Genomic DNA, 19237 nt, shown 5'->3' on the forward strand with positions numbered 1-19237 from the left:
ATGGACCAGCCGCCCGAATCGACCCCCGCCGTGCGCGTACTGGTCGTGGACGACCAGCGGCTCATCCGCGACGGCATCGCCTCCCTGCTTTCCATCCGCCCGGGCATCACGGTCGTCGGCACGGCCCCGGACGGCCGGGACGCCGTCGCGAAGACCCTGGAGCTGGGTCCGGACGTCGTCCTCATGGACGTACGGATGCCGGTGATGGACGGCGTCGAGGCGGTCGCCGTGCTGCGCGAGCGGGCGCCGGAGTGCCGGGTGGTGATGCTGACGACGTTCGACGACGAGGAGTACGTCGTCCAGGCGCTGCGGGCCGGTGCGCACGGGTACCTGCTCAAGGACCTGCCGGCCGAGGACCTCGCGCACGCGGTGCGTCTGGCGCACGCGGGTGTCACCCAGCTCGACTCGTCCGTCGCCCGGCGCCTCACCGATTCCCTGCCGCCCACCGGAACCGTCGCCGGACCTGCTGCCGGATCCGTTCCCGCGCAGGCTCCCGCCGTCGCGCTGAGTCCGCGAGAGATCGACATCCTGCGGCTCCTGGCGCATGGGCACTCCAACCGGGAGATCGCCGCGCGGCTGTATCTGAGCGAGGGCACGGTCAAGAATCACGTCTCCCGCATCCTCCAGCGCCTCGCCCTGCGCGACCGCACCCAGGCCGCCCTGCGCGCCCGGGACCTCGGCCTGCTGTGAGAGGGCACCCAAGGCCTGAACGCGTCCTAGCCGACGAGGGTCTCTTTCGGGCGGACCACGCAGAACTCGTTGCCCTCCGGATCGGCCAGCACGGTCCATGACTCGTCGCCGCTCTGCCCGACCTCCGCCCTGCGGGCGCCGAGTGCGAGGATGCGCTCGATCTCGGCCTCCCGGTCCTCCGCAGCGGACGTCAGATCGAGGTGCAGACGGTTCTTGACGACCTTACGGTCCGTCACCGGCATGAAGCAGATGCCTACGGGCGCGGTCTCGTCCGGCCCGATCACGACCTCCCGCTCCCGCTCGGACAGGATGCGCCAGCCCAGCACCTCGGCCCAGAACCGGGCCAGCGCGGGCAGGTCATGGGCGTCGATGACGATGTGATGCAACGAGACAGGCATGTCGGCCAGTGTGCCCGGTGACCACCCGGCCGGACCCTATGCGATCCGTGGACATCTCCGCCGGCGCGGCATACGGGCCGTCGTCCCGCTGCCGGCCGACCAGCTCGGCCACCGTCTGCGCGAGGCCGCGCGGGAGGCCGCCCGCCAGGCTTCGACGCCGACGCCGACGCATACCAGGCCTGGCCGCACTCCACCTCATCGCCCTCTTCATCTGAGCCCGCAGATGACGGGGCCGATGCGGTGTCTACCGGCCCAGGCTCGTGGCGAAGGCCGAGAAAGTGGGCGCTACGACCCGCCACTGGCAAAGCCTGGGGCAACGAGAACGGCCTGTTCCACGTCAAGCCAAGGCAGTGTGACCGGCGCGTCCGTCCTGCTGGCCGGTCCTTGAACCACGGGATGAGCTGGGTCATCGCGGCATCGCCCGGGTGACACCAGAGTCCGCGCGGTCGACGAGCGATGTCAGTCGAGCGGGCAGGACAAGTCCCCGGACTCTCGAGTGCTCCATGGCGCTCAGCCGCGCACGAGGCTCGCCGGCCTTGCCGCTCGCCGGACCGACTCCTACCGGGCGGAGTCCTGGATGGCTTGGATCAGCGCCTTGGTGGCGGGTGGGTCGGGTGGATCGCCGAAGGTGACGGTGTAGATCTGGCGGGGGAAGCCGGGTATCTCGGTGGTGTGGACGTCGGGCAGGCGGTGGGCTCGGAGCGCGAGTCCGGGCAGGGTGGTGACACCGATGCCGGCGGCGACGAGGGCCTGTACGACGACCATGTCGTCGCAGACGGACTCGATGCGTGGGGTGAAGCCATGGTGTCGGCAGACGGCGGTCAGCTCGCCCTGGCACCGTTCGCAACCGCCGATCCAGGCGGAGTGGCGATGGTTGGCGATGCTGTCGTCGGGGCGCCGGCTCACCAGGTAGATCGGGTCGTCGGCGACGTGGATCATGCGGAATCCGTCGTCCTCCAGCGGAGCGTGCGCGTACCGGAACACGAGTGCGACGTCGATCTCGCCGTGCCGCAGCATCTGCAGCGCTTCTACCGGATGGCTGTCGATCACGCTCAGCTTGAGGCCCGGATACGCCTCGGTCAGCGCGGCGGCTGCCTTCGGCACGATCGTGCTCAGTACGGACGCGTTGGCGGCGAGGCGAACCCGCCCCGTCCGCAGACCGACCTGCGCGGCCAGCTCGTTGGTTGCCGCGTCCACCCGTCCCATGATCTCGGTGGCCCGGTTGGCCAGCAGCTTGCCCTCCGGGGTCAGGCGGATCCCACGACCCACCCGCTGGACGAGCTTGACTCCGGTGGCGGCTTCCATGCGCGACAGATGATGACTCACCGACGGCTGCGAGTAGTGCAGCTCCTTCGCCGCTTCGGTCACGGACCCGTGTCGCGCCACCGCGGCCAGCACCTTGAGATGGACCAGGTTCAGCACAGATCAAGGATATCTATGTGTCCTTCGGGGGATTGGCATTAGACGTCATCTACAGATCGGTCCATGCTCATTTGGTGAGGGCGCCGGACGGGGTGCCGAGCCGACTGAGGAGGCACGATGAGCAAGCTCAGGTGTCACATCTCGATCTCGCTGGACGGTTACGTCGCAGGCCCGAACCAGAGCGAGGAGAACCCGCTCGGCGAGGGTGGCGAGCGGCTCCACGACTGGGTGGTTCCACTGGCCGCCTGGCGCCGATCCCACGGCGAGCAGGGAGGCGAGGTGAACCCGAGCACGCCGGTGTTCGAGGAGGCGCTCGCGAACATCGGCGCCGGGGTGATGGGCAGGAACATGTTCGGCCCCGTCGGCGGTGGTGCCTGGGGCGACGAGCAGTGGACGGGCTGGTGGGGTGACAACCCGCCCTACCACTACCCCGTGTTCATCCTCACCCATCACTCACGTGACCCGGTGGAGATGGCGGGAGGGACCACGTTCCACTTCGTCACCGACGGAATCGATTCCGCGCTCGAGCAGGCGAAGAAGGCCGCCGGTGGCAAGGAGGTCATGCTGTGGGGCGGCGGCCAGGTCGCTCAGCAGTACCTCGCAGCGGGACTGCTGGACGAGCTCGAACTGCACGTCGTTCCGGTGCTGCTCGGTGGCGGATCACGCCTCCTCGACAACCTCGGGAACGCGAACGTGCGACTCGAGCAGGTCCGGGCCGTCGAGGCGCCCGGCGTCACCCACCTCAAGTACCGGATCTTGCCGGGTTCTCCATCCTGACCAGGTCGCGGGCCTCGGATTCGAGGTCGATGGAGCCGTGGGCCTCGGGCCGGCGGCTACAGGGTCACGCCGTAGTGGATGAAGGCGGGGGAAGGCCGGGCCGCGCCGTTTGCCGTCGAAGACGCGCTGCGGTTCGCCGATCAGGACGAAGCCGTCGGACTTCTGCCCGGAGGAACTGCGGAACCTGCTGGAGATCACCGACCGAACCGCTGCCACCGGCGATCGGCCGGCCTGGCGGGGAGCCGGAGCGGCTGGGTGGGCGCCTTGACCCGCCAAACTCTGTGACGCCTGGACGGAGTGAGTGCTCACTCCGCAGTTGACCAGGTGCATCACGTACACGGTGGCCGTGTGGGCCAGGTGATCCAGGGCACTCGTAGGGGCGTGAGACCAGACGTCTAGACGAAGAGACCGCGCAGGCAATGGATCATCCTTTCTCACTCTCCGGTAACGTCACGGTATGAGCCATCCGCATCCAGAGCTGCAAGCCGCCCCGCCACTGCCCGACGGAGGTCTGCGGGTCGTCGCCCTCGGCGGCCTCGGTGAGATCGGCCGCAACATGACCGTCTTCGAGCACGCCGGCAAGCTGCTCATCGTCGACTGCGGCGTGCTGTTCCCCGAGGAGACCCAGCCCGGCGTGGATGTGATCCTGCCGGACTTCACCTCGATCCGGGATCGCCTCGACGACATCGTGGCCGTGGTGCTCACCCACGGCCACGAGGACCACATCGGGGGCGTGCCGTATCTGCTGCGCGAGCGTCGGGACATTCCCGTCGTCGGCTCGAAGCTGACGCTGGCGTTCCTGGAGGCCAAGCTCAAGGAGCACGGCATCCGGCCCCGCACGGTGCGGGTGCGTGAGGGAGACCGGCGCGCGTTCGGGCCCTTCGACTGCGAGTTCGTCGCGGTCAACCACTCCATCCCGGACGCTCTGGCGGTCGCGATCCGTACCCGCGCCGGGATGGTCCTGCACACCGGCGACTTCAAGATGGACCAGTTTCCGCTGGACGACCGCATCACCGACCTGCGCGCCTTCGCCCGCCTCGGCGAGGAGGGCGTCGACCTGTTCCTCACCGACTCCACCAACGCCGAAGTGCCCGGCTTCACCGTCTCCGAGCGCGAGTTGAACCCCGCGATCGAGCAGGTTCTGCGCACCGCGCCACGTCGGGTGATCGTCTCCAGCTTCGCCAGCCATGTTCACCGCATCCAGCAGGTCCTGGACGCCGCTCACCAGCACGGCCGAAAGGTCGCCTTCGTGGGCCGCTCCATGGTCCGCAACATGGGCATCGCCCGCGACCTGGGCTACCTGAAGGTTCCGCGCGGCCTCGTGGTCAGCATGAAGGAGCTGGAGAAGCTCCCCGACCACAAGATCACCCTGGTGTGCACGGGATCCCAGGGAGAGCCGATGGCCGCTCTGTCGCGGATGGCCAACCGCGACCACGTGATCCGGATCGGCAAGGGCGACACCGTCCTGCTCGCCAGCTCCCTGATCCCCGGCAACGAGAACGCCATCTACCGGGTGATCAACGGGCTGACCCGGTGGGGCGCCCATGTCGTCCACAAGGGCAATGCCAAGGTGCACGTCTCCGGGCACGCCAGTGCCGGTGAACTCGTCTACTGCTACAACATCGTCAAGCCCCGCAATGTCATGCCGGTACACGGCGAATGGCGCCACCTGCGGGCCAACGCCGATCTGGCCATCCGTACCGGCGTCGATCCCGAGAACGTGGTCATCGCCGAGGACGGCGTCGTCGTCGACCTCGTCGACGGGCGCGCGTCGATCACCGGCAAGGTGCCCGCGGGCAACGTCTACGTGGACGGAATGGAAGTCGGCGGCGCCACCGAAGCCTCCCTCAAGGACCGCCTCACCCTCGCGGAGGAAGGCGTGGTCACGGTGGTGGCGATCGTCGACGCCGACACCGGCGCCCTCGCCGAGACCCCCGACTTCCTGGCCCGCGGATTCGTCCACGACGACACCACCTTCGAACCGGTCATTCCGGTGATCGAGAAGACGCTGGCCACCGCGGCCGAGGAGGGCGTCGGCGACGCGCACCAGCTCGAACAGCTCCTCGCCCGCGCCGTGGCGAACTGGGCGTTCCGCACCTACCGCCGCAAGCCCCTCATCATCCCCGTCATCATCGACGCCTGACATTTCCCCGACTGGCACTTCCCTGTCCGGCCGACGGCAGGGAAGTGCACAGCGCTGAGCTCGCAGAGCAGGGCCCCGGCGTACGCATCGTCGGCATCAGAAAGGTGAACGGATGAGCGCGCGTTTCGAGGAGATCGACTGGCGCCCGACGGCGATGGGCGACATCAGTCTGAGGCGCCGACGGGACCCGGCATCGGGCGACGATGTGTACGAAGTGAAGCTCGGGGACGAGTTCTTGATGTCCAGCCTCTTCACGGCGGGCGAGATCGCCCTGACCCGGCTCGGCCTGGCGAAACTGCCGCACCCCGAACTCGACGTCGTGGTGGGCGGGCTCGGCCTCGGCTACACCGCCCAGGCCGCCCTGGACGACCCACGTGTCCGCTCCCTGGTCGTCATCGACGCACTCGGCGAGGTCATCGACTGGCATCAGCGGCGGCTGGTCCCGCTGGGCGCCTCCCTGGCGTCGGATCCCCGCTGCCGCCTGGTCCAGGGTGACTTCTTCGCGATGGTCGACGATGCCTGCGGTCTGGATCCCCGGGAGCCGGACCGCCGCTTCCACGCCATCCTGCTGGACGTGGACCATTCGCCACGCCATGTGCTGCACCCACGTCACGCGACGCTCTACCAGCCCGCCGGCATGCGCGCCCTCGCCGCCCGCCTCCAGCCCGATGGCGTCTTCGCCCTCTGGTCGAACGATCCGCCGGACGAACAGTTCAACTCCGTCCTCGCAGATGTCTTCTCGGAATCGGAAGCTCACGTCGTCGACTTCAACAACCCACTGCAAGGAGGAACCGCGGCCAACACCGTCTACGTGGCGCGGAAAGCCGCCGACGGGAACTGAGACAGGCCTGACGCCGATCGTCACACAGGCGCTTCGCCAGGGCGAGTCCGCTGACCACCTTTCGCGACCTGCACTGATCACGGACCGGCTCGGCGGAGCATCGGTGTCAGTGGCCCCGAGTACGGTCTGCCCATGGATGATCAGCGGTCGCCTCTCCTACCGACAAACGACTTCACAGCCCGGAAGCCCGGGCCAACGTCCCCGGGGACCAGCAGGGCGTGCGGGCGTACTCCGTATGCGCCCGCACCCGACCGAGCTGGAGATCGCACGTGAGTGGAACGCCGACGCACGAGGCAGGAGACGTACGACAGGCTTGGGGCCGCGTGACCGCGTGGCTCGAGCAGCACGAGCCTGGCGTCTTCGCTTCCCTCGGCGGACCGGGGAGCTCAACGGCCATCAGTGAAGCCGAAACGCGCATGGGCCTCAAACTGCCACCGGCGATGCGGCAGTGGCTTTTGGCGAACGACCTCGATGCCGGCAGGCAACCTGATGTCCGCTCGTGTCTGGTGGCGCTGGGGTGCCAAGGGGTCCTCCCCAGCGGTGGACTCCTTCTTGGTCTCACGGACATCGAGCGTGTCCACCTCCACCAGGTGGCCATGGAGGAGATGGCACCGTCGGGAGACCCTGACCACCCGTCCTGGCGCCGGGAGTGGGTGCCGATCTCCGCGGAAAGAGACGGCTTCTACGGGAAGTTCCTGAACACACGCACCGGGAGCGTCGGATCTTGGAGCGAAGGGTCCCTCCCCAAAGACCGCGAATACACCTCGCTGTTCGCCTTCTTCCACGATGTGGCGGACCAGTTGGAAGGGCTCCTCTCGGGCAACACAGGCATGGCCGCCGGGCGTCGTATGCCCGATCGCAGTCCGGAGGACGAGGCGATACGCCTCTGGGCCCGCGCGAACGGCTATCTCGTCAATGACCACGGGTGTATCCCGAAAAGTATCCGCGATGCGTACGAAGCATCACTGTGAGCGCCCTTGATGTCGCACTCGACCGCGTGCCGGGCCTTGTAGTCGTCACGGTCAAGGTTGGAGGCCGCCCGCCGGCCGTTCCCCGGCGTCTGCGGTGGCCGACCTGATCAGTGGAGGCCGTGTCGCCCCGGACCGAAGAACCTCACAGACCGTTTGCTGAGTTCCTGGCCTGACCACTCGCAACAGTGCCCCCGACGTCTGGTCCGAGAGCTTTGCAGACGACTCCGCCAGCATGCTCTCCTCCGACCAGTGCATCATCAAGGGTGAACACTTCTTCATCAAAGGCCTGATCGAGATACCCGTGGCCGACAGCGATGCGGTGTTCTCCTGGGGTGTCTGGGTCTCCCTCAGCCGGGACAGCTTCGCGCGCGCCCTGGAGATGTGGGAGACGCCCGGCCGGGAAGCCGAACCCCCCTATTTCGGTTGGCTGACCACCGAGTTGGGGCTCTACTCACCCAGCACCACCAACCTGAAGACCCACCCCCACACTCGTCCCGTCGGCCGACGTCCGCTCATCGAGCTGGAGCCCACCGATCACCCTCTAGCGGTCGAACAGCGGACCGGCATCACCATGGACCGGGTCCGGGAGATCACCGAGGCAGTCCTCCATCCCAAGCACAGCAACGCCTGACCCGGCGTCGGGCGTGCAGTCGGACGCCACTTCACGGCTTGTCATACTTTTCATATGGAGACGCAAGCCATGGAGGACGCGCGACGTTGGCTCGCCGAGCGGGGCGTTGTCGAGGTCGGTGACGGGTGGGTCGGCGTCGAGGAGCCGGAGCGGCCCCTTACCGCGAACGAGATCGCGCACTCCTGGGCCGGCGAGGTGTTCACCGACGAGCGCATGGACGTGGCCGAGCAGGTGCGGCTGGCCTTCGGGATGCTTGATCTTCTCGACGACTACTGGGTGACGTGCGAGATCGGGTTCGCGGACCGGGGTCCGCGGGGGCCGCTGCCCGCCGACGTTCTGTGGGACGGCTATCGCCGACGGCTGGAGGCGGACCGGGATGCCGAGGCTGTCACCTACTCGCTCTGGGTCGACTGGTTCGAGGATCGCAGCACCGCCGCGACGGCCTTCGCCGAGGTACTCGGCAACGACATCGACCACGTCGTCGCAGGAGGATCGGACGCCCTGCTTCGCCGTGCCGGCCGGGTTCTGGCCTGCTCAGGCCCCGTGCCCTGGCTCGTGAAGCAGAAGGCGTACGACACGGTCGTGCGGCTCCCCGCGCTGCAGGTGCCGCTGTTCAAGGGCTTGCTGGCCGGCTACCACGACGTCTACGGCGACCTGGAGCCGACGGCCGCACTGGCTCTCCTCGCGCGCCTGCAACTCCCCGCGGATACTCCGCATCTCCCGGAGCTCCGGTCCGTGCTCGCCGCAGGACACAGGAGCCACTACCGCAGTCCCCACGCCTGGGAGGAGGCGGTGCGGGCCTCAACGGACTGAACGGGGCCGCCGCCGGCTGGGAACGGACCGCGAAGGACTCCCGCTCGCACAAGGCATCAAGCCTCTTCCTCGCCCTGGAACCAGCCCTGGAACCAGCCCTGGAAACCGCCGATCGCAGGCCCTGACGGCCCCGGCCGGCTCAGATCCCCGCATCCGCGGTCGGGCCGAGCTGGACGTCGTGGACGGCATCCCGGACGAGTATCTCGAGGCGAACAGCACCTACGAGATGACGCCCGAGCAACGGGTCCGTTAGGGAGGCAGAAGTGTGTTCGCTCCACGACGGCCTGGTCCGGATCGTCGTGACCCCGACATGGGCGAAGCTGATCGACTTCGAGACGACTCTGCCGAGCGCGGTCGCGGCTCCCTCTGCCGCCTCCTGCCGCCACCGCGGAGTGCGCGGTGTCTTTTGAACTCCGCCGGAAAAATCTCGCGGCGGGATGTCGAGAACCCGAGTCCGGCTCCGTCCCCGCAGTGAACACGGCCACAATGGGCCGTACAACATCAAGGAGAACATGATGGCCAAGTACCTGCTGCTCAAGCACTACCGGGGCGCGCCGGCAGCGGTCAACGACGTGCCGATGGACCAGTGGACGCCGGAGGAGATCTCGGCCCACGTTCAGTACATGCAGGACTTCGCCGCTCGGCTGGAAGGCACTGGCGAGTACGTCGACGGTCAGGCGCTCTCCCAGGAGGGCACGTTCGTCCGCTACGACGGCGAGGGGCGTCCGCCGATCACGGACGGCCCGTTCGCGGAGACCAAGGACCTGATCGCCGGCTGGATGGTGATCGACGTCGACACCTACGAGCGGGCGCTCGAGCTGGCCGGCGAGCTGTCCGCGGCGCCGGGGGCGGGTGGCAAGCCGATCCACGAGTGGCTCGAGCTGCGCCCGTTCTACGCGGCGCCCCCGACCATCACGGAGTGACGCATGGTGGACGAGTCCCTGCTGCGGACCCTCACCCCCACGGTGATCGGGATCCTCGGCCGGCGCGGAGCAGACTTCGCGGCGGCCGAGGATGCCTTGCAGGACGCCCTGGTCGAGGCCGTGCGTGTGTGGCCGGACGACCCGCCTCGGGACCCCAAGGGGTGGCTGGTCACCGTGGCCTGGCGCAAGTTCCTCGACGCCGCCCGCGCCGATACCTCCCGGCGGCACCGTGAGGTGCGGGTCGAGGTCGAGCCCCTGCCCGGCCCGAGCGAGGTGGCGGACGACACGCTCCGGCTGTACTTCCTGTGCGCGCATCCGTCCCTGACACCGGCCTCGGCCGTCGCGCTCACGCTGCGCGCGGTCGGCGGCCTGACCACGCGGCAGATCGCGCAGGCCTACCTCGTGCCGGAGGCCACCATGGCCCAGCGCATCAGCCGGGCCAAGCGGACCGTCTCGGGCGTCCGGTTCAACCAGCCCGGTGACGTCGCCACGGTCCTGCGCGTGCTCTACCTGGTCTTCAACGAGGGCTACTCCGGCGACGTCGACCTCGCCGGCGAGGCGATCCGGCTCACTCGTCAGCTGGCGGCGAAGACCAACCATGAGGAGGTCGCGGGCCTGCTCGCGCTCATGCTGCTCCACCACGCACGGCACCCGGCACGGACCGGCCCCGACGGCAATCTCGTGCCCCTTGCCGAGCAGGACCGCAGCCTGTGGAACACCCGCATGATCGCCGAGGGCGTCGGCGTGCTCCAGGCAGCTCTCGCCCGCGACCGCCTGGGCGAGTTCCAGGCCCAGGCCGCCATCGCCGCGCTCCACGCCGACGCCCCGACGGCCGAGGAGACCGACTGGGTGCAGATCGTCGAGTGGTACGACGAACTGGTGCGCCTCACCGACAGCCCGGTGGCCCGCCTCAACCGGGCCGTCGCGGTCGGCGAGGCCGACGGCCCGCGGGCCGGACTGTCCGCCCTGGCGGAGCTCGACCCCGCCCTGCCCCGCCACACCGCCGTCGCGGCGTACCTGCACGAGCGCGACGGCGACCCAGCCACCGCAGCACGGCTCTACGCCGAAGCCGCCCGATCGGCGCCCAGCCTCCCCGAACACGTCCACCTCACGCGGCAGGCCGCACGGCTCAACGCGCAGCTGCGTGGTTGAGCGGCGGGTGGCAGTCGTTCCGGCGGGGCGGCGGGGCGGCGGGTGATGCGACATGTCACCGGCGAAGCCCGTGACCGCGCCCGTGACCGCGCCCGGTCGTCGGCTTCCGTGGCGTCCGGTGCGGTCACTGTCGTATCCCTTATGAGGCAGTCAGTCCGCCCGTGCAGGCGGCGCCCGGCTCCGGGGTCTGCGCGCCCTGGACGTACTTGGTGAGGAACTGCTCGATCCTCGGGTCGGATGCCTTGGTCACGCTGAGCTGCTTGCCCCAGGCCGACAGCACGATGGGGCCGGTCTGGTTCTTGTACGGGCTGATCAGCGTGTACGGGGTCGTGGAGACCTTGTCGCTCAGCGTCTTGATGTCCGCGTCGGTGGCCTTGTCGTTGTACGTGACCCAGACCGCCCCGTGTTCAAGGGAGTGGACCGCGTTCTCGTTCGCTATGGCCTCGGTGTAGACGGTGCCGTCGCAGGTCATCCAGGCCTGGTTGTGGTCGCCTCCGACCGGCGGGTCCATCGGGTACTTCACGGTGCCCTGGACGTGTTTCTGGGTGAGCTTCTTCGCGGCCCAGGTCTTCTCGCCGCTCACGGGCTTCTTCGCTTCGGCGGCCTGCTGCTCGTCCTTCTCGTTGACGTCGTTGATGTAGTACGCGCCCCAGCCGACGAGGCCGACGACGATGACCGTGCTGATGCTGATGGTGATGATCCGGTTGCGACGCTCCCGGGCTCTCTCGACGCGGCGCAGCTCCTCTATCCGGGCCTTACGGGACGCGGAGGCCGCCTTCTTGCTGGTCTTGCTCATGACTGTGTGGTCCTCGTCTTCGCCGCGCGCTGTCGTCGGGCGGCGGTAGGTACAGGGTGATGGACGGATGTCGTCGTCGGCGGCACGCGCGAGCGTACGGCGCCGTGAGATCCGTCAGGTCCGTTGCACCTGGAGGATGTGCAGGTCGGGAGCGCGTCCGGTCGGTACCGGCTCGGTGGAGCACGCCGAGGTGTCCGGCTGCCTGGGTACGTCCGGCGTGCGCGGCAGGATCGCGTGCAAGGGCTGGGCCGGAGCGACGAGCACGGCTCGCATGCCGTTGACTGCTGCGCGGCAGCACATATCGCCGACAGGGCAGTCCGCCGGGTGCGCGACCGCTGCCGTGTGGTGATCGGCCGGCGCGGCCGTCGGGATCGTCGAGGCCGAAAGCGTCGTCATCAAGGCGGCCTGTGAGCTGTCGGCGTGCGCCGCAAAGCCCAGACACGCCACCAGGGCAGCGAGCAGGACCACCAGAGCAGGGCAGAGCGTCGCGATCCGCGTGGCCCACCACGCTCCGCGGGTCGTGTCCTGTCTCCGGCTCCCCATCACGCGTGATTGTAGGCGTTGCCCGTGGTCAGGGTGCCCTGAGTGGGAACGAGGTGCGCCGTCTGTCGGCGGAGGTGGCGGGCGGCGCGTTCGAGACGTGCGGGAAGCAGTCGTCACACGATGGAGCGGGCGATGCGGAAGCCCACGTCGTCGACTTGGAACGTCGGGTGGCTGCGGCGCCGTGCAGAGGCCCGGCAACTCCAGTGCTCATCGAACCAACCACCGCCACGGAGCACCCGGTAGGTGCCGTAGACCTCGGCGTCGTAGACGTCCCAGCACCAGTCCCAGACGTTGCCGAGCATGTCGTAGAGACCCCACGGGTTGGGGTGTTTGCCGCCCACGGCATGGATGCGCTCGTGCGAGTTGCCGCGGTACCAGGCGATCTCGTCGAGCGGCGCGTACTGCGGCCCGGTCGTACCGGCACGGCAGGCGTGTTCCCACTCCGCTTCGGTCGGCAACCGGTACCCGTCGGCGGACGCTTCCCACTCGATGACTTCGCTGTCGGCACCGAGGTGGTAGGCGGGCGTGAACCCGTCGCGCAGGGACAGGGCGTTGCAGAACCGTGCCGCGTCCCACCAGGAAACGCACTCAACGGGCAACTGGTCCCCACGGGCGGTGCTCGGCCGCCGGCCGGTGATCTGTGCGTACAGCGCCTGGGTGACCGGGAATGCCGCGAGTTGGTAGGGCGCGAGCTCTACCGACCAACTGCGCTGGGTCCGCCGGTCCGAGAGCGTTACCCGCCCCGGTGGGATGGCGACCATCTCGTTTCCCGCGATCACGTCCATGATCAAGAGATCCTACCGAGATGCGTCGGTTCGCCAGGGCGGGCCACGCTCACGGCACTGCGGACGGCCACCGGCGTGTCCGAGGTCCTCGTCAAGAGACGCCTGGACGGGCTGTGTTCAACCCGCGTCCTTTACTTCTGCTTCGCCATGGAAGGTGTCCAGTGGAGGACCCTCGTGATCGCGGGTACCAGACGACCCGTCGACCGTGAATTCGTCATCCACCGGGGAAACCCGCGCGTCCCTCTGCCTCCCCCTGTGACCCGGCACCGTGCGGCCTGGCCCACGGCGTTGGCTCGGGCCGCTTGGCCGTGCGTCCGTCTCCCGACGAACGGCCCCGCAGTCGTCGCCAGGCCCAGGGGCCCAGGAATGCCACGGCCCAGCGAGCATCGCCGCTCGCGGTGCGCAGGGCGGAGACCGGAGCGAGCCGGGGCAGTGGTGCGGCCCAGTCGTCGTGACCCGGCAAACCGAGAGTGCAGGCCATGCCTGACGCGATCCGGGCGTGGCCCAGCGGCCCCGCGTGCATCCGGTCCGGGCTCCACAGCCGCGGGTCGGCCGTCACCGGATGAGGGAAGGTGTCGAGGACCGCTACGCCATGGCGATTCGCAGCGGCGCACAGGCGGGCGTTGAGGTCGAGGACGCGCGGCAGCGCACGGCGCGCGAGCGGGGAGACCTTCCCCAGGTCGGGAAACGTCACGGTGGCCACCCGGGCACCCGACTCGGTGAGCCGGGCGAACATCTCCTCGATGTCCCCTGCCACCCGCTCGGCGTCGAACCCGGGGCGCACCAGGTCGTTCATGCCCGCCATCACGGTCACCAGGTCCGGCTTCAGCGCGAGGGCCGGTCCGAGCTGCTCCGCCCTGATCTGCGCGGTCACCTTCCCGCGTACGGCGAGATTGGCGTAGGCGAAGTCCGGGTGCCCGTCCGCCAGGATCTCGGCGAGCCGGTCCGCCCAGCCCCGGTAACCGTGCAGGTCGTCGCCGTCGCCGATGCCTTCTGTCTGGCTGTCGCCGATGGCGACATACCGCGTGTACGGGTGCGTGGTCATGCGCCGAGCTTCGTGCCGGGCTGCGGCGGCGTCAATGAGGAAGGCGCGGCTCGCGGTGCCCTGCGCTGGATGCACCGCCGTCCGTTGTCGTCCTGCTCGTTGATGTTGGTTGATCCGCGCCTTGGCCAATAGCTGAAGGTGGTAGCTCCCCGCTGCTTGTCGAGCTTGCAGGCGTCGAAGCAGAGGGGACAGACGAGGTGGCGCCCGCCTGCTTTGGCGTACCGGGCCACGAGGTCGGCCAGCTCCGGCGCAGCGATGGTGGCTGGTCCTGTCCCGGTCCGCAGGCGCCGACGTGTGCGACACCGACCCGGGTTTCCCGGTCAGCGTCTGGCTGGAGACCGAGGTGCCGACCCTCACTCACATCTGGATGGGCGACATGAGCTGGTCGACGGCGCTGCGCGACGAAGTGCTGAGTCTGACCGGCGACCGCGCCGCCTTCGTGGTGTCGTTCGGGATGTCCATGAACGCCATGCTCCTCCGCAACGGGGTTTCGGACCTGTCCGACCCGGACCCGGGATGGTGGACGCTTGTGTGGATGGTGCCGTGGGCCGCCCTGTCCCTCCTCGCGGCGGCGTGGCCGCCCGAAGCGTCCCGTCCCTGGCCCCTGTTCACCCGCAGCTGCCGCGCCGCGGTCGCCCGGGTCCTGTCCGGCGAGACCCCCGAGACCCGCTTCAGTGTCTCAAGGGGGGGCGCTCCCCCCGCCCCGGCAGGCGTCTGCTGCCGTCTCTGACCGCCGGTCCCCTGACGGGCCCAGCGACCGTCCCGGACGTGGGGACCTCGTCGACCACACCGGCGACATGGCAGACGTGGAGGGGGACTACGGCGGCGGCTTCGGGGGAGGCGACTGACGCGGGTCCCCTCCGGGTCTCCGGGGCGCAACGGGACTGCTGCCTACCGCCGCCGCCCCCAACGCGTCCTCAGCGTCGAGTGCACGGGCCCTTCGCGGGCGGAGTGGTGTGGTGCCCCGGTGTTATGCCCGGGGGCGTTCGAAGGTGAGGAGCAGGCCCTCGACCGCACCGGGCCCTATGCGGCCCTTGACGCCGGCGGAGGTGATCGCCTTGAGTCCCCAGCCGTCCGCGGCGTGCTTGTTGAGGGCCTTCTCCAGCTTGTCGCTGTCCAGTGCGTCACCGATCAGTGATTCCCTGAAGGTGACGACCTTGTACTCGTAGGCGTAGGCGTGGCTCATGACTGCGGTGTCCTCCTGCGTTTCGACGGTGGTGGCCGGGGTCAGCCAATCACGTCTTCGATGCGCGGGTTGACCGGCGTGGACAGCCGGGCGTTGGCACCTTCCCTCCAGGTCCGGGCAGACCTGGTGCCGACCACCGCCAAGCAAAGAGGCGCGCGCCCTCCTCCTCCGCGTCAGAGGAACGGCGTTCCGGCGTCGAGTCCCGACAGCACCCGTCCGTAGAGCTCCAAGTTGGCGGCGGGGTTGACGAAGGAGTGGAGGCTCAGGGCATTGAGGTCACGTACGGCACGCTGGACGGGCACCTCGCGGTGCAGCGACGAGGCGCCGGAGGCGGAGCCGATCAGGTCGACGGCCTCCTTGCACAGGCGGGTCGCATAGCCGCACTGAGCCCTGATCCGGGCCCGTTCCTGTGTCGAGTACGGCCTGCCGTCGGCGACCCTCGACTCGATCAGCGTCACGAAGTCCGCGGTGAGCAGTTCGGCACTGGAGATCTTCATCGCGGCCTCGGCGATCTGGAGATGCGTCACCGGGGCCTCGTGCTGGCGTTCGTAGAAGGTGTACGTGATGCCACGCTGGTGGATGCGCTCGCTGAACTCCGCCAGGGCGGCCCGGGCCAGACCGAGGGCGCCCGCGGCCGTCCAGGCGCAGAACAGCAGCAGGACCGGCATCCCGTAGAAGGGGTCGGCGCTGTTGCGTCGCGAGGGAAAGCTGCCGGCCAGCAACGGCCCGAGGGGCAGGACACGGTGGGCGGGCACGTGTACGTCGTGGGCGACGACACTGTTGCTGCCGCTCCCGGCCAGACCGGTGACGTTCCAGTCGTCGAGGACTTCGAGGTCGGTCATGGGGATGGCCGTCCACAGCATGTCGGGTGGCCTTCCCTCCCCGGTGTCGGCCAGGGCGGTCAGGAGATGCCAGTCGGCGTCCTGGCAGCCGGTGGCGAAGGGGGAGGTTCCGTCGACCAGGTAACCGCCCTCCGTCGGGAGGGCTTTCGCGTTCGGGATGAGGGTGCCGCTGACCCGTACGTCGGGCCTGGTGAAGATCTCGTCCTGCGCCTCGTCCGGGAAGAGCGCCGCGATGAACGCACACCCGGCCTGGATCAGCGCCATGAACCCGGTCGACCCACAGGCGGCCGAGACCTCGCTCAGTACGTCGACCTGGGTGCGCAAGGGGGTCTGGTAACCGCCGTAGTGGCGGGGGACGTTCATACGGTGGAGCCCGGCGTCCGTGAGAGCCGCCACGACCTCGCCCGTCACCCGCCGTTCCTGCTCCGTGCGCAGGGCGTGTGCGCGGATCAGGGGCTGAAGTCCTCGTACGAGTTCGACCAGGTCGCTGTCCGAGTGAGGTGCGGAAGAACCAGCCAAGGGATGACCTCCAGGCCCGGTGCACGCGAGAACCCACACCGTGACGCCGATCCTCGAAACTGTCAACAGCCCTGCTCGACAAGTGAGTTGAATCGGCATGGGCTCGGGGCCTGGCGGCTGGGCGATGGACAGGCGTACGGCCGTCTCTTTCCCCCACACACATCCAGCCAGCCGGCCGCGCTTCTCGATTCACTCTGCCCGCTCTGCCGAATACATCGGAGGAGTAGAGGGCTTGGGTGAGGCTTGCCGATATGAGAAGACGGGCAGATTGGCTCATTTTTCGCCTGGCCGTAGCCAATCTCCCCGACCGTCCAAGTTATTGACAGGTACACGGGCGCTGCCTAGGTTCGCCGATACACCCGATGTATCAAGGATCCCTCAGGTCTGGAGGACGATGATGACCTCACAGCCGGAGCAACACTCGAAGGTGCCCCGCAGAGTCGTACTCGGCACCGCGCTGGGCGGAGCGGCGGCCGCGGCCCTGCCGGGTACCGCCCACGCCGAAGAGCATGAACAGCAGATGCCGTCCGACGGCGAGGGCAGACGCCCCTGGAGACTCCGAGACACGATGAGTTCCGACGGCGCCTGGGCCGGGTTCCTGCGCGGCCAGGACCTGTTGTGGGCCAGGCTGCCCACCCTCTGGTACGAAGGTCCGTTCCTCGGCGACGGACTGCTCGGCAGCATGATCTACCAGGAGCCGGACACCCACCGGATCCGCTTGACCGTCCAGCACGGCCGCGTCCAGGACCACCGGCCGCAGTTCGGCAGCGGCTGGGGCACCTGCCGGCTGCCGGTCGGCCACCTCACCCTCGAACCGACCGGCACCATCACCGCCGTCGACTGGCGGCTCAGCCTGTGGAACGCCGAACTCACCGGCACCCTCACCACCACCGCCGGCACGCTCACCCTGGCCGCCCTCATCCACGACGAGGTCCTGGCCGTCCGGGTGACGGCCGACGGCGGCGAACAGGTCACCTGGACCTTCCACCCCGAGGAGGCCGTCAGCCCGCGGAAGATCAGCGAAGCTCCACCCTCCGGCTACACCGCCAACCCGCCCTGGACCACCCGCACCAGCGCCGACGGCACCGAGCAGGTCCTTCAGCCCCTCACCGGCGGCGGCCAGACCGCCACCGCCTACCGCCGCACCGGCGACGACCTGCTGCTCAGCGTCGGACACAGCCACCCCTCCGACACCGCCGCCGAGGCCGACTCGCTGCGCAACCTCCGGCGCGCGGCGTCGTACGACGTGCTCAGACGGCGGCACACCCGCTGGTGGCACGCGTTCTACCGGAAGAGCTTCGTCTCCTTCCCCGACCAGCGGCTGCAGAGCTTCCACTGGATCCAGCTCTACAAGGTCGCCTCCGCCAGCCGCGCCGGCGGCCCCGTCATGGCCACCTCCGGTCCGTGGCTGGAGCCCACGCCCTGGCCCGCTGTGTGGTGGAACCTCAACGTCCAGCTGGAGTACTGGCTCATCCACGGTTTCAACCACCTGGAGCTCGACGCGCTCGCCACCACGGTGCGGCAGAACCAGGAACAGCTCATCGCCAACGTGCCCGCCGCCTACCGCGCCGACAGCTCCGGCGTCGGCCGCAGCTCCGACATGTTCGCCAACCGGTCGGTGGGTCAGCCGGGCACCGGCGCCGAGACGGGCGACCTCACCTGGGCGCTGCACAACGTGTGGCTGTCCTACCGGCACTCCATGGACCAGTCCCTGCTGCGTGACACGGTCTTCCCCGTGCTGCGCCGGGCGATCAACTACTACCTGCACTTCCTCAGCCCGGGCAGCGACGGCAAACTCCACCTGCCGAGCACACTCTCTCCCGAATACCCCGTCGTGCCGCCGCAGGACACCAACTACGACCTGGCCCTGATCCGCTGGGGCTGCCGGACACTCATCGAGGCCGCCGAACGCCTCGGCATCGACGACGAGTTGACCCCGCGCTGGCAGGAGGTGCTGGCCAGGCTCACGCCGTACCCGGTCGACGACAACGGCTTCATGATCGGCGCCGACACCCCGTACGCGCAGTCCCACCGGCACTACTCGCACCTGCTGATGGTGTACCCGCTGTACCTCGTCAACTGGGACCAGCCCGAAAGCCGCGACCTGATCATGAAGTCGATGGTCCGCTGGCACGCGCTGACCGGCGCCCACCGGGGATACAGCTACACCGGTGCCGCATCGATGTACGCGATGACCGGCGACGGCGACACCGCGATCACCTACCTGCGGAAGTTCTTCGACCCCGCCACCCGCTACCCCTGCCGGCCCAACACGCACTACACCGAGGCCGGTCCGGTCATCGAGACCCCGCTGTCCGCCTCGCAGTCCCTGCACGACATGTTCTGCCAGAGCTGGGGCGGCGTGATCCGCGTCTTCCCGGCCGTCCCGACCGCCTGGGCGGACCTCACCCTGCACAACTTCCGTGCCCAGGGTGCCTTCCTGGTCAGCGCCGTCCGCAAGGCGGGGGAGACCCGGTTCATCCGGATCAGGAGCCTGGCGGGCGAACCGCTCGCACTCCGGCACGGTCTCGACGGGCCCCTCACCGTGCTGCTGGACGACGGCACCCCGGCCCGCACCCAGGACCTGGGCGACGGCACCCTCGCCATCGACCTGGCCCGCGGCCGCGAGGTGCTCGTCCACTCCGGTTCCCGCCCCGACCTCGTCATCGCGCCCGTCACCGTCACCGAACCGGGCCCCGCCTGGGGACTGCCGTAGCGACCGCTCGCACGGACACACACCACCCCACCTCATCAACAAGG

19 protein-coding genes and 1 pseudogene are annotated in these 19237 nt (G+C 69.1%); 12 read left to right on the plus strand and 8 right to left on the minus strand.

The window, feature by feature from the left end; genetic code table 11:
• Positions 1-690, plus strand: a complete 690-nt coding sequence (locus tag QFZ76_RS46420) for a response regulator transcription factor (protein WP_307679359.1) — start codon at positions 1-3, stop codon at positions 688-690.
• A gap of 26 nt (positions 691-716) precedes the next feature.
• On the opposite strand, the gene QFZ76_RS46425 is transcribed toward QFZ76_RS46420, so the two are convergent.
• Both QFZ76_RS46425 and QFZ76_RS46435 read right to left on the minus strand, forming a co-directional pair.
• Positions 717-1088 (minus strand): VOC family protein, encoded by a 372-nt coding sequence (locus QFZ76_RS46425; protein ID WP_307679360.1) that lies wholly within the window; start codon positions 1086-1088, stop codon positions 717-719.
• A gap of 558 nt (positions 1089-1646) precedes the next feature.
• Entirely contained in the window at positions 1647-2510 is an 864-nt protein-coding gene (locus QFZ76_RS46435) for a LysR family transcriptional regulator (RefSeq protein WP_307679361.1), read from the minus strand.
• Between the two features lie 117 nt (positions 2511-2627).
• On the opposite strand from QFZ76_RS46435, the gene QFZ76_RS46440 reads away from it, so the two are divergent.
• From QFZ76_RS46440 to QFZ76_RS46480, 9 genes and pseudogenes are all read left to right on the plus strand, one after another.
• Positions 2628-3287 (plus strand): dihydrofolate reductase family protein, encoded by a 660-nt coding sequence (locus QFZ76_RS46440; RefSeq protein ID WP_307679362.1) that lies wholly within the window; start codon positions 2628-2630, stop codon positions 3285-3287.
• 457 nt (positions 3288-3744) lie between these two features.
• On the plus strand, positions 3745-5430 hold the full coding sequence (locus tag QFZ76_RS46445) for a ribonuclease J (RefSeq protein WP_307679363.1): 1686 nt from the start codon (positions 3745-3747) through the stop codon (positions 5428-5430).
• A gap of 112 nt (positions 5431-5542) precedes the next feature.
• The gene (locus tag QFZ76_RS46450; RefSeq protein WP_307679364.1) at positions 5543-6271 is read left to right on the plus strand and encodes a spermidine synthase; all 729 of its coding nucleotides are present in this window, start codon (positions 5543-5545) and stop codon (positions 6269-6271) included.
• A 323-nt stretch (positions 6272-6594) separates the two neighbouring features.
• Positions 6595-7242: a histone-like nucleoid-structuring protein Lsr2 gene (locus QFZ76_RS46455; RefSeq protein WP_307679365.1), complete on the plus strand. Its 648-nt coding sequence runs from the start codon at positions 6595-6597 to the stop codon at positions 7240-7242.
• Positions 7243-7411: 169 nt separating this feature from the next.
• Positions 7412-7873, plus strand: coding sequence for a DUF2199 domain-containing protein (locus QFZ76_RS46460; RefSeq protein WP_307680329.1), 462 nt, complete (start codon positions 7412-7414; stop codon positions 7871-7873).
• Positions 7874-7927: 54 nt separating this feature from the next.
• Positions 7928-8686: a hypothetical protein gene (locus QFZ76_RS46465; protein ID WP_307679366.1), complete on the plus strand. Its 759-nt coding sequence runs from the start codon at positions 7928-7930 to the stop codon at positions 8684-8686.
• 151 nt (positions 8687-8837) lie between these two features.
• A pseudogene (locus QFZ76_RS46470) lies at positions 8838-9096 on the plus strand (hypothetical protein); the annotation flags it as partial.
• A gap of 105 nt (positions 9097-9201) precedes the next feature.
• The gene (locus QFZ76_RS46475; RefSeq protein ID WP_307680330.1) at positions 9202-9609 is read left to right on the plus strand and encodes a YciI family protein; all 408 of its coding nucleotides are present in this window, start codon (positions 9202-9204) and stop codon (positions 9607-9609) included.
• 6 nt (positions 9610-9615) lie between these two features.
• Complete coding sequence (locus QFZ76_RS46480) at positions 9616-10761, plus strand: RNA polymerase sigma factor (protein ID WP_307680331.1); 1146 nt, start codon at positions 9616-9618, stop codon at positions 10759-10761.
• A 139-nt stretch (positions 10762-10900) separates the two neighbouring features.
• Here QFZ76_RS46480 and QFZ76_RS46485 read toward each other — a convergent pair whose 3' ends face one another.
• From QFZ76_RS46485 to QFZ76_RS46500, 4 genes are all read right to left on the minus strand, one after another.
• Positions 10901-11557, minus strand: a complete 657-nt coding sequence (locus tag QFZ76_RS46485; protein WP_307679367.1) for a DUF3105 domain-containing protein — start codon at positions 11555-11557, stop codon at positions 10901-10903.
• 114 nt (positions 11558-11671) lie between these two features.
• Positions 11672-12025: a hypothetical protein gene (locus tag QFZ76_RS46490; protein WP_307679368.1), complete on the minus strand. Its 354-nt coding sequence runs from the start codon at positions 12023-12025 to the stop codon at positions 11672-11674.
• A 188-nt stretch (positions 12026-12213) separates the two neighbouring features.
• Positions 12214-12885 carry a formylglycine-generating enzyme family protein gene (locus tag QFZ76_RS46495; RefSeq protein ID WP_307679369.1) on the minus strand — a complete coding sequence of 224 codons (672 nt, stop codon included), beginning with the start codon at positions 12883-12885 and terminating at the stop codon, positions 12214-12216.
• A gap of 214 nt (positions 12886-13099) precedes the next feature.
• Positions 13100-13930, minus strand: coding sequence for an SGNH/GDSL hydrolase family protein (locus tag QFZ76_RS46500; RefSeq protein ID WP_307679370.1), 831 nt, complete (start codon positions 13928-13930; stop codon positions 13100-13102).
• A 292-nt stretch (positions 13931-14222) separates the two neighbouring features.
• On the opposite strand from QFZ76_RS46500, the gene QFZ76_RS46505 reads away from it, so the two are divergent.
• On the plus strand, positions 14223-14660 hold the full coding sequence (locus tag QFZ76_RS46505; protein WP_307679371.1) for a hypothetical protein: 438 nt from the start codon (positions 14223-14225) through the stop codon (positions 14658-14660).
• 240 nt (positions 14661-14900) lie between these two features.
• Here the strand turns inward: QFZ76_RS46505 and QFZ76_RS46510 are convergent, their stop codons facing one another.
• Both QFZ76_RS46510 and QFZ76_RS46515 read right to left on the minus strand, forming a co-directional pair.
• Complete coding sequence (locus QFZ76_RS46510; protein WP_307679372.1) at positions 14901-15116, minus strand: DUF4177 domain-containing protein; 216 nt, start codon at positions 15114-15116, stop codon at positions 14901-14903.
• 173 nt (positions 15117-15289) lie between these two features.
• Entirely contained in the window at positions 15290-16477 is a 1188-nt protein-coding gene (locus QFZ76_RS46515; protein ID WP_307679373.1) for an acyl-CoA dehydrogenase family protein, read from the minus strand.
• A 397-nt stretch (positions 16478-16874) separates the two neighbouring features.
• Here QFZ76_RS46515 and QFZ76_RS46520 point away from each other — a divergent pair, with 397 nt between their 5' ends.
• The gene (locus QFZ76_RS46520) at positions 16875-19193 is read left to right on the plus strand and encodes a Tat pathway signal sequence domain protein (protein ID WP_307680332.1); all 2319 of its coding nucleotides are present in this window, start codon (positions 16875-16877) and stop codon (positions 19191-19193) included.
• The last annotated feature ends 44 nt before the right edge of the window (positions 19194-19237 follow it).

Source organism: Streptomyces sp. V4I2 (assembly GCF_030817655.1).
Lineage (GTDB): Bacteria > Actinomycetota > Actinomycetes > Streptomycetales > Streptomycetaceae > Streptomyces > Streptomyces plumbiresistens.